Source organism: uncultured Granulicatella sp., from assembly GCF_963516875.1.
Lineage (GTDB): Bacteria > Bacillota > Bacilli > Lactobacillales > Aerococcaceae > Granulicatella.
The window spans coordinates 1-12519 of sequence record NZ_CAUQCL010000012.1 but is presented as its reverse complement, the minus strand read 5'-3'; the positions used below and the strand labels follow the sequence as shown (position 1 = coordinate 12519).

Below are 12519 nucleotides of genomic sequence, written 5' to 3'. Positions count from 1 at the left end.
CGCCAGCAGCTTCGCAAAGCGAGTCTCATACTAACGCTACATTGGAAAGTTTTTTTATTTTCTTTAGTTTATGCTTTACTACTAAGTGTATTATTAATTTATAGACCAAATAAAAAATGACTTCTAATAGTAGCAAAAGTACTAGAAGCCGAGTGGCTTCTAGTACAGGAAATTTCGAGACCAAGGCTCGAAATTTAGCAATGAGACAGCTTTGCTGGCTGCTTGCGTCCTAGCTACTATTATGAGTCATATGTTTTTTACAGTTTTTTTAGTAAACGTAATCCATTTAAAATTACTAAGATAGTGCTTCCTTCGTGTCCGATAACGCCTAAAGGTAAGTTAATGAATTGGAAAACATTTGCTAAAATTAAAATCGTAATGACTGATAATGAGAACACAATATTTTGTAAAATAATGCTCTTCATTTTTTTAGATAATTCGTGACCATATTTAATTAATGATAAATTATTTTTCAATAACACAATATCACTTGCTTCAATTGCTAAAGCAGTTCCTTCACCAATAGCAATCCCAACGGTTGCATTTGCAAGAGCAGGAGCGTCATTAATACCATCCCCAACCATGGCTACAGAAACACCTTTATCAGATAAATTCTTAACATAAGTTGCTTTATCTTCAGGTAAACAGTTTGCTTGATAATCAGAGATTTCTAAGTGTTTTGCTACAGCTTCGGCAGTTGATTCTGAATCACCAGTCATCATAATCGTTTGAATTTTTTCTTTGTTAAAGTAGTGTAATACAGATTGGCTACTTTCTTTAATTTCATCTGTAATGGCGTAGAAACCAATGAATTGTCCATTTTTCTCGATTGCTAAAACAATTTCACCTTTTTCTAAGTGTTTTTCAATTTCAGTTGCTAACGCAGTGTGTTGTTTCCATTCTGGATCAATCCAAGCTAATTTACCAATTTTCCAAGTTGAACCTTGAGCTGTTGCAACTAATCCATTTCCAATTACTTCTTCAAAGCTGTCAAATGTTATTGGATCAGAATTTTTGTAAGCTTGTGTATACGCTGTAATTGATTTTCCTAATGGGTGAGTTGAACGAATTTCCATTTCATACATCATAGCATGAACTTCTTCTTCGTTTTCAGTTACAATCACCGCATTTTGAACAGTTGGTTTTCCTTTTGTTAATGTACCAGTTTTATCTAAAACAATTGATTCAATGGAAGATAATTGTTCTAAAGCTTCTCCACCTTTTAATAAGATCCCTTGTTTTGCTGCATTGGATAAACTTGCTAAAATCGCAGGGCTAGCAGATGCAACTAAGGCACATGGAGACATTACTGTTAATAAAATCATTCCTCTATAGAAAGATTCTTGCCAAGTCCATTGGAATCCAAAGTAGAATAGAGCAATTGCTAATGGTACGAATACTAATACAAATTTTACATATTGATCTTCAATTTTGTTTAAGAAACTACTTGTTTTTGTTTCTTGTTCTTGAGCTTCTTCTACTAAACGAATAATAGAAGCCATAACCGTTTCATCAGCATTTTTGTGAACAGTAGCTGTACAAGATTGGTGTAAATTAATACTTCCTGCAAAAATTTCTTCGCCAACTTTTTTGTTAGCTGGAAGTGGCTCACCATTAATCATACTTTCATCGAATAAACTTTCACCATCTGTTAGGATAGCGTCCATTGGAACAGCTTCCCCTTTTTTTATGAAAATTACATCATTAATAGCTAAGTCTTCAACGTCTACTGTTTCGTAGTGACCATCACGGATACGAGTAGCAGTTTTTGGTTGTAAGTTTAATAATTCTGTCATTGATTTTTCACTTTTTGCCATTGCATATTCTTCTAGAGCTCCACTTAATGAGAAAATAAAAATTAATAAAGCTCCTTCTAACCAGTAACCAATGATAGAAGCACCAATGGCTGCTAATACCATTAATAAGTCAACGTTTAAATGTTGTTCTTGGAAAGTTTCTTGAATGCCTTCAATAGCAGAGTGGAATCCTCCCACTAAGAAAGCTGCTAAGTAGCAAAGTACAGATACTAGATTCAATCCATGGAAGCTAGCAGCTAGTCCTAAGATAATCAATGTTCCGCAAGTAATAGTATATCGAATTTGTTTTTGTTCTAAAATGTTCATCATTTATTCACCTCATGTTTTATTTGTTGAATACATCATAGCATAAATTTTTCTAGATTAGAATAATTCTAAACTAGATGAGAGTGAAAATCATTCTCAATTAGTAAAATGAGAATAGAAGATGATAAGAAAGTCTTAATTTTTAAGGATTTTTGCTTTATAAATTTACCTTTTCATAGTAGAATAGTTTCATATCTTAAAAGTAAAGGTGGGAGAACAAATGAGTGATAAAAAACCATTAACTCGTTCAGAAGTTCCTGTTGAATTAACATGGGACTTAACATTAATCTATCCAGACAACTCTGGTTTTGAAGCGGATTTAGCTTTCGTATCAGAAAAAATTCCTGTACTTGCTGCTAGCAAAGAAACAGCTTTGAATTCAGGGACTGATTTATATAACTACTTATTATTATCTTATCAAGTAGAAGAAAGAATCGAAACAGCTTATGTATATTCACATTTAAAAGCTGACCAAGATACTACAAATGATGAAAATCAAGTGTTAAATCAACGTGCATTTTCAGTATATGTTGAAGTATCAGGTGCAACATCATGGTTTGAACCAGCGATTTTAGAAAAATCAGATGAAGAATTTGAACAATTCTTTAAAGAAGAACCACGTCTAGAAGAATACCGTGTGGCATTAGAAGCAGCTCGTGTATTAAAAGGACATGTTTTATCGGATAAAGAAGAAGCTTTATTATCGAAAGCAAATGAAGTATTCTCAGGACCATCAAAAACATTTAATTTCTTAAATAATGCGGATCTTAAATTTGGTACGATTAAGAATGAAAATGGAGAAGAAGTGGAATTAACTCACGGAAACTATATCACATTCTTAGAGTCAACTAATCGTGAAGTTCGTAAAAATGTATTTGAAACTAAATATAAACCATATATTCAATTTAAAAATACATTTGCAAGCACTCTAGGTTCAGAAGTGAAAGCTCATAATTTTAAAGCGTTGGCTCATAACTACGAATCAAGTCGTCAAGCAGCTTTATCTGCTAACCAAGTTCCTGAAGAAGTATATGATGCATTATTGACAGTAGTTAATGAAAAATTACCATTATTACATCGTTATATCGCTTTACAACAAAAAGCTTTAGGACTAGATGAATTACATATGTATGATTTGCATGTTCCAATTACAGGTGAAGCGCCAATTAAATACAACTATGAAGAAGCTTCTAAAGCAACTTTTGAAGCATTGAAACCATTAGGGGAAGAATATCAAGATATTCTTAAACAAGCCTATGAACAACGTTGGATTGATGTTGCAGAAAATATTGGGAAACGTAGTGGTGGTTATTCATCAGGTGCGTATACAACAGCACCATATATTTTATTAAACTGGCATGATGATTTAAGTAATTTCTTTACATTAGTTCATGAATTAGGACATAGTGCGCATAGTTATTTCACTCGTCATACTCAACCATTCCAATATGGGGATTATTCAATTTTCTTAGCGGAAATTGCTTCTACAACGAATGAAAACTTATTGACAGACTACTTATTGAAGAAACATACGGATAAAGAGAGTCAAATTTATATTTTAAATAATTATTTAAATCGTTTTAAATCGACTATTTTCCGTCAAACTCAATTTGCTGAGTTTGAGCATCAAATTCATGTGGCGGATCAAAATGGTGAGCCATTAACTCAAGCGGCAATGGCTGAGATTTATGCGAATATTAATAAAAAGTATTATGCAAATGTGATTCAAGATGAGGAGATTGCGTATGAGTGGACTCGTATTCCTCACTTCTATATGAATTATTATGTATATCAATATGCAACTGGTATGGCTGCTGCGACTGCTTTGGCAGATAAGATTTTACATGGTACTCCTGAGGATTTAGAGGCATACTTGAATTACTTACGAGCTGGTCGTAGCGACAAACCGATTGAGGTTATGAAAAAAGCTGGGGTAGATATGACGCAAACTCAATATCTATATGATGCAATGAATGTATTCGAACAACGACTAGAACAATTAGAAGGGTTGTTGAACGAAGAGTAACATAATATAAATAGACTTTCCTGATATAGCAGTATTAGGACGGCAGCAGCCTCGCTTTTGCGAGTCTCATGCCTAAACTTCGAGCCTTGGTCTCGAAGTTCCCTGCAATAGAATCTGTTAGACAGATTCTATTGCTCATACTGCTATGGAAAGTCTTTTTATATTTTTTTATCTTATTTTTGAGCATTTTTAGATTAGGGATTGTTTCATTTATGATACACTTACGTAGATTAATGGAGGGGGATAGTTATGGTTGAACAAAATTTTGGGAACTCGTGTGCGTGGATAAATATAAATTCAGAAGAAATTAGTGCTGCTTCTTCTGTTTATCATACATATCAGCTTGATAAAGAAATGTTAGAGTATGCGCTAGATGAAAACGAAAGAGCACATATTGAATATTGTCGTCCAAAAGAAACATTAGTAGTGATTTATAATGTCATTAAACAAACTAAGAGAGAAAATCGGTATGAGACCGTTCCAATGACTTTTATCGTTCGAAAAGATCAAATCATTACGATTTCTAATCAACATAATGCCTATATCGTGGAGGCAATGAGGAAAGAATGGGAAGAGAGACCGGATATTTCTGTGTTTACTTTTTTATTTTCTAGTTTAATGATGATTACTGAAAATTATTTTCCTAAGATTGAAAGTTTGAAAAGAGAACAGGAAATTCTTAGTCATAAATTAAGACATAAAACAACGAAGAAAAATTTATTTGCATTGTCTGATTTAGAGATTGGGAGTGTTTATTTAGTTTCTGCAACAAAGCAAAATGCGATTGTGTTAGAGCAATTAAAGACTCAAGTATTATTTAAGGAATTAGAGTTCGCTGAAGAAGAAAAATTAGAAAATAGTTTAATTGAAGCAAAGCAATTAGTGGAAATGACTTCGATTAATCTTCAGATTTTACAACAATTATCGGGTACTTATAATAATGTGTTGAATAATAATTTGAACGATACTATGAAATTATTAACGATTATTTCAATTTTATTAACGATTCCAAATATTGTAACGGGATTTTTTGGGATGAATATTACGGTTCCTTTAACGGGTCTTGCACATGGTTGGGGAATTGTGTTAGGGATTATTGTGACAGTTATTGTTATTGCAAGTGTCGTGTTATCACGTTTTATTAAGAAGTAGAGGGTGTGGAAATTGATATTTTTGTATAGTAGTATTAGGACTCTAGCAGCCAGCTTTGCTGTCTCATAGCTAAAATTTGAGCCTAAGGTCTCAAATTACCCTGCAATAGAATCTATGTGATAGATTCTATTGCTCATACTACTATAAAATATCATTTCCACTTGGAACGATATGTATGAGAGTGCGTTAAAAAAATATTTTCTTGTATAGTAGTACTAAGACGGCAGCAGACCTTCGGTCTCATGTGTCGTGCTACTATGAAATGGAAAAAATTTTTTGAAACGATATGCATGAAATTACGTAATAACTTATTTTCACTTTAACGAATACTTATTAGATAGAGTAAAAGAAGGAGTTTTTATAGTAGTACGAGTGATAGAAGCTGTGATAACAGATTCTATCACAAGAAAATTTGAGACTCCAGGCTCAAATTTTAGCCAAGAGACCCGAAAGGGGCTACTGGCGTCTTAGTACTACTATAGTAAAAAACTCCTTTACTACGATGTAAAGAAAAATATTAGAGAACATAAAAACAGGCGTACAATCAGGTGTTTGCTCTTGATTGTACGCCTATATTCGTTATGGTTTTATTTTGTTAAATCAATGGCTTTTTGTGTGTTGGCAAAGTGTAATTTAGCAACTTTACTGAGTATTTCCATACCATCGTATTCTAAAATCTTACTAGCTAATTCATCTACGGATGCGTTAGCACCAGATAGTAGAGGATATCCATATTCTTTAGACAATGTTTTTAATCCTTCTAAAAATGCATCTCTAGCAATCATTGATGCTGCAGCTACTGCAATATGATGGCTTTCACCTTTTGTTTTAAAATATGTAATTGATTTAAGAGGAGCAGATTGATCTCCTAAATAACGATAATAGTTCGATGGAGAACAAAATTCATCAATTAATATAGCTTGAAGCAAATCAGGATTGATTTGTTGGTATAGTAATTTAATTGCTTGATTATGAAGAAGAGCTTTCATCTCATTTAAATTTTTTGTTTGTTGTACTTCGTTATATTTTTCAGGCCATAAAGTAAGTAATTTGTAAGGAATTAATTCTTTAATTTTCGGAACGATTTCTTGGATTTGAGCATCGGTTAAATTTTTTGAATCTTTAACACCTAGTTGTTGTAATTCTTTAATAAGATTTTCTGGAACAAATGCACAAGCAACGGTTAATGGACCAAAATAACTTCCTGTTCCAACCTCGTCACTACCAATGACACTCCAATTTGAAAAGCCTTCTGGAAGTCCCTTTGTATCATAGTTTGTTTTCTTCGTACTTGTTAAAGCTGTTAAATCATGTTTTTGGATAAATTCATCTACAGCTGTTCCTTGTAAAACAACTTTACCGGATTTGTAAGCTGTAACTGATAAAGAAGGAAGTTTTAATTGATAATTTGCATGAGGAGGGATTTGATGGATAGCCTCGTGATAAATTTCCCCTAAGTGTTGAATGGTTTGTTCGTCTAATAATAATACTGATGTTGCCATAATAACCTCCGAGTAATAAAAAGAGACTGAAAAGTCAGCCTCTTTTAAAAATTAATGTACCATTTTGATGACGCAACATGTTTGATGACGTTGTGTCTTTTTTGGACATACTCCTATGTCATGATGTAAGTTTTCGCAGACATGTTCAATAATATCTGCATTAATATTTTGATGTAAGATGACACCGTATTGTTGATTTAAATTGTCAAAAATAACGAGCGATGGATTCATTTCTACCATCATTTCTTGAGCAATTTGTTGATCTTTTTCATACTCTTGATGAACGAGTTTACTCGCTTTATCTTCGTAAAACATCTTTTCATCCAGTCCAATAATTTGAATAATTTCCTGTAACAATTCAGGAGTATATTCCTTATGAAGAAGATGTAGTTGTGTTTGCAATTCCATTAAAAAGGCTCTACCTAATTTTTTTCCCTGTAGTAGAGCTGCCTTATAGGATAGCGAAGCGTCATAGATTTTTGTATAGATTTCGTTTCGTAAGTCAATATTTTTAACATTTAATTGATTATTCTTCATATACTGAGTAACCGATTTGAAATTATGAAAAGGAAGGAAATGGACATGTACTTTATGAGGAGTCCGTTTAATAAATTTCATAACTTCTTGTTCGCATTTATAACATTGTTTCCCAAGTGGATTAATGAAAAGATAACAATCAAAAATTCTCTCAGTTGAAGAAGTGGGATGAATACGACTCAGTTCACTATTCTCATTAGTCTTCACCTCGAACTAAATCTCCTTTCTTTATACTGTAATCTTATTGTAACAGAATTTTGAAAAAAATATGAATAAAAAGCCTTGAATTTTCTAATTTTTTTCACTCGCACGTAAAGCACGTCTAATTTTACTGATAGGTTTAAGTGGTTCAATTCCATGACGATTCAAGATTTCTAAAAAGATCTCTCTTCCTTTTTCTAAATCTTCGACTTCCATTTCAATTTCATAGTCGGTCTGACCTGAGTAATGACTTTCATCTAGAACAAGTAAACAGCCAGGGTTTAATTTCCCTTCTAATCGATGAGTTGTTAGAGTAGCTGTAGGTGAGATATTCGATAAATGAATTCCTTGTTCTTCCAGTGCTAACTTAATGCTAGTAGGAAGCAAGAAAATATCTTCTTCAATCCACCATTGTAATTGTTCTGCTGGTAATTCTTCTGTAATTTCAATGACTTCGCAGTCTGATTGAGGGATTTTTAATGTAATTTCGCCAGTTGATTGTCCTTCAATAAGACGAATTCGAAGTGCAGAACGATTGTTTTCTAATTGTTGATGACAATCATAATATTGATTCGTTTGTGTAATCTCTTTTGTGAAAATAGATTTAAATTCTTCTTTTAAAGCGTCATATTGTTCTCTTGTTAGAAGATTTTTATATTCTTTTTCTAAATGGGGCATGATTCAACCTCTTTCTATTCCAAAACTTTTTTTACTTTAGCTTAAATTTTTGAGAATTACAAATAAAAACCATTTAGGATTTTTTAAGATTACTCAAATTTCTTTTAGACTCAGTAAAAAATATGCTATGATAGTAAGGATGAGAAAAAAGTAGGTGAGTAAATGGAAGAAAAATATTTACCAAATGTAGAAGATTGGGATGCTTTTTTAGCACCGTATAATCAAGCAATTGAAGAATTAAAAATTAAATTAAAAGGGATTCGTCTTCAATATCGCCAAAAAGGAAAACATGCACCGATTGAATTTATAACAGGACGTGTGAAAACTCCTGAAAGTATTCGCGAAAAAATGCAAGTGAGAAAAATTTTAACAGAAGACTTTTTAGAAGGAGTTCAAGATATTGCTGGATTACGAATTATGTGTCAATTCGTAGAAGATATTTTTGAAGTGGTACGATTACTTCGTCAACGAAATGACTTTACAATTATTATTGAACGTGATTATATCCATCAAAAGAAAGCAAGTGGTTATCGTTCATACCATGTCGTTTTAGAATATCCTGTTCAAAGAATTGAAGGGGAAGAAAAAATTTTAGTTGAAATTCAAATTCGTACATTAGCGATGAATTTCTGGGCAACGATTGAACATTCTTTAAACTATAAGTATAAAGGAGAATTTCCAGAAATTATTCATGAACGTTTAGAAAGAGCAGCAGAAGCGGCCTTCTTATTAGATGAAGAAATGTCGCAAATTCGAGAAGAAATTCAAGAAGCACAATATATTTTCTCAACAAATAAAGAAAATCAACGTAAAAGAAAATCATAAGTGTTGCTGTTAGGAAATAAATAGAGGGTGAGGTGATTGGATGAAAGTAGGGTTATTTTATAATCAATCAGAAAAAAGCCAAAAAGTAGCAGAAGAATTTTTAAATTTATGTTGCCAAAAAGAATTTGAACGAGATGATGAAAATCCAGATGTTGTGATTACAATTGGGGGAGATGGAACTTTACTAGGTGCTGTCCACCATTACAAATCACAACTAGATCATATTCGTTTTGCAGCGATTCATACAGGTCATTTAGGCTTTTATACAGATTGGCGTGATTTTCAAGCTGGAGAATTAATTGAAAGCTTGAAGCATGATCAAGGAGAAAGCGTGAGCTATCCTTTATTAGATGTGACTTTGGAAAAAGAAGATGGAACAGTAGAGAATCATATTGCTTTAAATGAAGCAACTTTACGTAAAGTAAATGGCACTCTTGTATGTGAAGTTTTAATTAATGGTGAAGTATTTGAGAACTTTAGAGGAGATGGCGTATGTGTTTCAACTCCAACAGGTTCAACTGGAGTGAATAAGTCATTAGGAGGAGCTATTGTTCATCCAAGAGCAGAAGTGATGCAAATGACAGAAATGGCTTCGATTAATAATCGAGTGTATCGTACATTAAGTTCGCCGATGATTTTTGCACCTGAAGAAGTGTTAACTTTATTACCACATAGTGAAAATGGAATGGTGTTATCGATGGATCATTTAACATATGATGCGAATGATATTGTCAAAGCACATTTGCATATTAGTAAAAAACGTGTTTCATTTGTACGCTATCGTCATACTCATTTTTGGGATAGAGTCGAAAACTCCTTTATTGGAGCAAGAGAAATAGAATTAGAAGAAAGATAATGAGGGAAATCATTGAATTTAACATGGACTTATCCGTATTCATCTCCTATGATGATGCGTAGTTTTTTACAAGAAAAGGGAATTACAAAAACATTTTTAGCCCATGTCAAACGAAATGGGAAATTACTTGTCAATGGTCGAGAAGAAATTGTGTTGAAGACATTAGTACCTGGTGATGTACTCACAATGGTCATACCTCCTGAAGGAGAGCATGAAACCGTTGTTCCAAGTCAAATTCCTTTGGATATTTTATTTGAAGATGACTACTTACTAATTGTGAACAAGCCACAAGGAACAGCTTCGATACCGTCACAATTACATCCAGACCAATCCATGGCGAATCGTGTAAAAGGTTATTTACAATCAACAAGAACCCAAGATTGTGTGACTCATGTTGTCACGAGATTAGATCGGGATACAACAGGAGTGATGATGTTTGCCAAGCATCGTGTAGTTCATGCTTGGATGGATCAATCGCTTCGGAATAAAACAATTCAGAAAACATACCATGCAATTGTAACGAAACAGGATGTTTTGAAAGAACATGATTTCATTGATGCGCCTATTGGAAGAACGGATGATTCAATTATTAATCGTTGTGTAAGACCGGATGGGAAGCCTTCTTTAACGGAGTATTGGTTAGAAGAGACGTATCAGCATAGTCAATTGGTGAAGATTCGTTTGCATACGGGGCGTACACATCAGATTCGTGTACATTTTAGTTGGTTAGGTTGTCCATTATTAGGGGACGATTTATATGGTGGAGAGAAGATTGAGCCACTGGTGAGGCAGGCGCTTCATTGTAGTCAGTTAGATTTTGTTCATCCGATGACGGGTGAGAAGATGTGTGTGAAGGCTCCGTTGGCGAAGGACATGGCGGAGTGGATTGAATACGATAGATAAAAATTAACTTTCCTATAGTACTAGGACGCTAGCAGTCCCCTGTGGGGTCTCATAGCTAAAAATCAAGCCTAGAGTCTTGATTTTCCCTGTAATAAAAGCCAATTGGCTTTTATTGCTCGTACTATGGGAAAGTTTATTTTTATCTTCGTGGGGGAAGGGAGGGAAGTACGTACAAGAATGGGGTTTCCTATAGTACTAGGACGCCAGTAGCCAGCTATGCTGTCTCTTGGCTAAAATTTGAGCCTAAGGTTTCAAATTTCCCTGCAAAAAAAGCTGGTGCTTTTTTTGCTCGTACAACAATAAAACCCGAGAATGCTTGATTGCTTTCTCGGGTTTTTCTCTTAATTACTATAATATTGTTGGATTCCTTGAACGATTCCGTCTACTAATTTTTGTTGGTATTCTTTTGTACGGATTTTTTGAGATTCTTTTGAATCGTCCATGTATCCTAATTCTAATAAAACAGCAGGTTTGTTCGTTTCACGTAATACGGCAAAACTCTTCGATAATAATCCAGCATCTTTTGCTTGAGTCGTTGCTAAAACTGATTGATGAATATATGAACCTAGTTTATAACTATATTTCAATCGAGTAGGATTATCATGCCATTTTTTATTAATGATAGAAGGAATATTTCCAGTTGGTAAGTACGTATATGTTTGAATCCCATCTTCACCACTATCTAGTCCATGACCTGTTGCATTAAAATGAATACTAATAAACATATCTGCATTTGTTTCATTCGACATTTTAGAACGTTCAGTCACGAAATCAACAAAAACATCTGTTGAACGGCTCATAATAACTGTATAACCTAGTGATTCAAGTTTAGTTTTTAATTGCTGAGAAACTTGAAGGGTTAAGTCTTTCTCTTTTAATCCTAAATATTGTGCGCCAGGATCTTTACCACCATGACCAGGGTCTAGGAAAATCACTTTTTGATAGTTACTTGTGGCAAATGGTAATTCATTTGAAACGGTGTTCTCTTTAATTTCTCGAATCCATTCACCATTTTCTTTAAAGCTATGAAGAGCGCCATTAATGATATGAGAACCTGTTACATATAGCCCATTTCTATCTAGATAGAACCATGCTTGATAAGAAGAATCATAAACCCACTCATTTTTTGCCATGTATCCACCTGATTTTAAGTAATAATCATCTTTCCAAGTGTTTTGAGCAAAACGTCCATTAGATGTAAGGTAGAACCATGATTGATAGGTAGCATCGAAAATCCATTCGTTTTCTGCCATTGCACCAGAAGGTTTTAAATAGTACGCATCTTTCCATTGATTCGTTAATAGAATTCCTTGTGCATTAAAAATATACCAATATTGGTTAATCGTCATCCATTCATTTTGAGCTAAAGTTCCAGAAGACTTTGCATAATACCAATGATTATTTTCAAAAATCCATTCGCTACTTGCCATTTTTCCGTCTTTATGGAAGTAGTAGGAATTCCAGAATGTTTGTTTTAAGCTCTCGCCTTGTTCATTGTAGTAGTACCAAGCACCATCTACTTGTTTCCATTGATTTTTAATAGTTGAAGTAGAAACTGCTACCTTACTCGTTAACTCTTGTTTAGCATCAGTTGTTTCTTGAGCAAAAATTGGAGCAGAAGTACATAGGTAAGCACCTACGAGTAAAGTTGATAAGAAAAGTGGTTCTATAATTTATAGGGTTGATGGAGAAAATCTACCAACCCTATTTTAGTGT

Annotated in this window: 10 protein-coding genes and 1 pseudogene; 5 read left to right on the top strand and 6 right to left on the bottom strand. The window is 33.5% G+C overall.

The window, feature by feature from the left end:
- Window positions 1–257 precede the first annotated feature (257 nt).
- Window positions 258–2126, bottom strand: coding sequence for a heavy metal translocating P-type ATPase (locus RWM24_RS05750; protein ID WP_314112407.1), 1869 nt, complete (start codon window positions 2124–2126; stop codon window positions 258–260).
- A 217-nt stretch (window positions 2127–2343) separates the two neighbouring features.
- Here RWM24_RS05750 and pepF point away from each other — a divergent pair, with 217 nt between their 5' ends.
- Together pepF and RWM24_RS05740 are read left to right on the top strand one after the other, a co-directional pair.
- A complete protein-coding gene (pepF, locus tag RWM24_RS05745) occupies window positions 2344–4149 on the top strand; it encodes an oligoendopeptidase F (protein ID WP_314112405.1) in 1806 nt (601 codons plus the stop codon).
- A gap of 249 nt (window positions 4150–4398) precedes the next feature.
- The gene (locus tag RWM24_RS05740; protein ID WP_314112403.1) at window positions 4399–5301 is read left to right on the top strand and encodes a magnesium transporter CorA family protein; all 903 of its coding nucleotides are present in this window, start codon (window positions 4399–4401) and stop codon (window positions 5299–5301) included.
- A gap of 587 nt (window positions 5302–5888) precedes the next feature.
- On the opposite strand, the gene rnhC is transcribed toward RWM24_RS05740, so the two are convergent.
- From rnhC to RWM24_RS05725, 3 genes are all read right to left on the bottom strand, one after another.
- On the bottom strand, window positions 5889–6803 hold the full coding sequence (gene rnhC, locus RWM24_RS05735) for a ribonuclease HIII (RefSeq protein WP_314112401.1): 915 nt from the start codon (window positions 6801–6803) through the stop codon (window positions 5889–5891).
- Window positions 6804–6854: 51 nt separating this feature from the next.
- Complete coding sequence (locus RWM24_RS05730; protein ID WP_314112399.1) at window positions 6855–7547, bottom strand: DsbA family protein; 693 nt, start codon at window positions 7545–7547, stop codon at window positions 6855–6857.
- 84 nt (window positions 7548–7631) lie between these two features.
- Window positions 7632–8219 (bottom strand): CYTH domain-containing protein, encoded by a 588-nt coding sequence (locus tag RWM24_RS05725; protein WP_314112397.1) that lies wholly within the window; start codon window positions 8217–8219, stop codon window positions 7632–7634.
- A gap of 162 nt (window positions 8220–8381) precedes the next feature.
- Here RWM24_RS05725 and RWM24_RS05720 point away from each other — a divergent pair, with 162 nt between their 5' ends.
- Genes RWM24_RS05720 through RWM24_RS05710 form a run of 3 tightly spaced genes read left to right on the top strand, consistent with a single transcriptional unit; the run spans window position 8382 to window position 10803 of the window.
- Window positions 8382–9044, top strand: coding sequence for a GTP pyrophosphokinase family protein (locus tag RWM24_RS05720; RefSeq protein WP_314112395.1), 663 nt, complete (start codon window positions 8382–8384; stop codon window positions 9042–9044).
- Between the two features lie 40 nt (window positions 9045–9084).
- Complete coding sequence (locus RWM24_RS05715) at window positions 9085–9900, top strand: NAD kinase (protein WP_314112393.1); 816 nt, start codon at window positions 9085–9087, stop codon at window positions 9898–9900.
- A 12-nt stretch (window positions 9901–9912) separates the two neighbouring features.
- Complete coding sequence (locus tag RWM24_RS05710) at window positions 9913–10803, top strand: RluA family pseudouridine synthase (RefSeq protein ID WP_314112391.1); 891 nt, start codon at window positions 9913–9915, stop codon at window positions 10801–10803.
- 341 nt (window positions 10804–11144) lie between these two features.
- On the opposite strand, the gene RWM24_RS05705 is transcribed toward RWM24_RS05710, so the two are convergent.
- Window positions 11145–12233, bottom strand: a complete 1089-nt coding sequence (locus RWM24_RS05705; RefSeq protein ID WP_399539425.1) for an N-acetylmuramoyl-L-alanine amidase — start codon at window positions 12231–12233, stop codon at window positions 11145–11147.
- Window positions 12234–12284: 51 nt separating this feature from the next.
- Window positions 12285–12344: pseudogene (locus RWM24_RS08360) on the bottom strand (hypothetical protein); the annotation flags it as partial.
- Window positions 12345–12519: the final 175 nt, after the last annotated feature.

Bases quoted from the DNA above. Each gene is read 5' to 3' on its own strand.
- RWM24_RS05750 (WP_314112407.1), bottom strand. From the start codon at position 2,126: ATGATGAACATTTTAGAACAAAAACAAATTCGATATACTATTACTTGC.
- pepF (WP_314112405.1), top strand. From the start codon at position 2,344: ATGAGTGATAAAAAACCATTAACTCGTTCAGAAGTTCCTGTTGAATTA.
- RWM24_RS05740 (WP_314112403.1), top strand. From the start codon at position 4,399: ATGGTTGAACAAAATTTTGGGAACTCGTGTGCGTGGATAAATATAAAT.
- rnhC (WP_314112401.1), bottom strand. From the start codon at position 6,803: ATGGCAACATCAGTATTATTATTAGACGAACAAACCATTCAACACTTA.
- RWM24_RS05725 (WP_314112397.1), bottom strand. From the start codon at position 8,219: ATGCCCCATTTAGAAAAAGAATATAAAAATCTTCTAACAAGAGAACAA.
- RWM24_RS05720 (WP_314112395.1), top strand. From the start codon at position 8,382: ATGGAAGAAAAATATTTACCAAATGTAGAAGATTGGGATGCTTTTTTA.
- RWM24_RS05715 (WP_314112393.1), top strand. From the start codon at position 9,085: ATGAAAGTAGGGTTATTTTATAATCAATCAGAAAAAAGCCAAAAAGTA.
- RWM24_RS05705 (WP_399539425.1), bottom strand. From the start codon at position 12,233: ATGGCAAGTAGCGAATGGATTTTTGAAAATAATCATTGGTATTATGCA.